Annotated in this window: 1 protein-coding gene; it reads left to right on the forward strand. The window is 34.3% G+C overall.

Features of this window, described 5'->3' with window-relative positions; translation table 11 throughout:
• The first annotated feature begins 329 nt into the window (after positions 1 to 329).
• A complete protein-coding gene (locus NFS31_RS26810) occupies positions 330 to 470 on the forward strand; it encodes a hypothetical protein (protein WP_251502161.1) in 141 nt (46 codons plus the stop codon).
• Positions 471 to 1,063 lie beyond the last annotated feature (593 nt).

Consider the following 1,063-nt stretch of genomic DNA (forward strand, 5'->3'; position numbering starts at 1 on the left):
AAAATGTTTATTGGGAGGATTGGGATCCAACAGGTAGTTTTGCTGATTGGAACCTAACAGCAGATAATAATTAAGTGTATAAAATTGATGGATGCCGGTTAAAATTAGATATTAACATTTTTCCCTAATGAAAAATCTCTGCTGGATGCAAGGTTTATTTGAATCTTGCATCCAGCAGAAATTTTTTGTGAAATCGAAGCTATATTTTTGGGGGCTATAAAATCTTCTATAGAATAAATCAATATATTTCTCCTCCACAATTGAATTTTATAGTGTAAAATAATTTGTGTCTTTGGAAAAACTCTTTCTTTTTGGATAGGAATCAAGATATGACAATTCTTATCGAAAAAGGATATTTTTTGCCAGCAGAAAAACAACAAATACAACAGATTATTGCAGATAACACCTTAAACAGCATGGTTGATATCTACAGCCTACCATGGGATAGCTTTAAAGTTATCCTAATATAACCGATGGAGGCGGAATGGGATGCCTCCATCGCTTATGTAAAGGATCAAAAAGGCGATATCCCCACATTCAAAGAGTGCCAGTAAGGGTATTCCAGGTTGATGTCCCAGGAAATTGTGAAGATGAATTCGAGCCAAAGCTCATTCCCAAAATACCAGAGGGATATTGTCGGACGGCGAATTTTGACTGCTAAACAGAAACGACATTTACATTGAGAGATTAATCCATTTCTTGACAGTTAAATTTTGTAATATTGGCCACTGGAAGATTTCCATCTTATAGTAAAAATAAAGATATAATTAATTTGAGTTATTGAAGCTTTTTGTAAAATCCAGATATAGGTATTGCAAATACAACAAACGCTCTGCCGATTATTCCATCGGCAAAGCGTCTGTCATTACTGCATAGAATTTTTATTTTGTGTTCGTGATATGAGTTTACTTATTTAACTGCATCCATCCTTCTGTCTGTGAAAGAGTTGTACCATTTACTTTAAAGAAGTAGGTATAAACATCATCATCATACAGTGAAATAAAGGGAACTGATACAATTGTGTCATCCATCACACCTGAAATAGCTTCAGGTGTACCTGTAG

The sequence above is a fragment of the Otoolea muris genome (assembly GCF_943193115.1).
Taxonomy (GTDB): domain Bacteria; phylum Bacillota; class Clostridia; order Lachnospirales; family Lachnospiraceae; genus Otoolea; species Otoolea muris.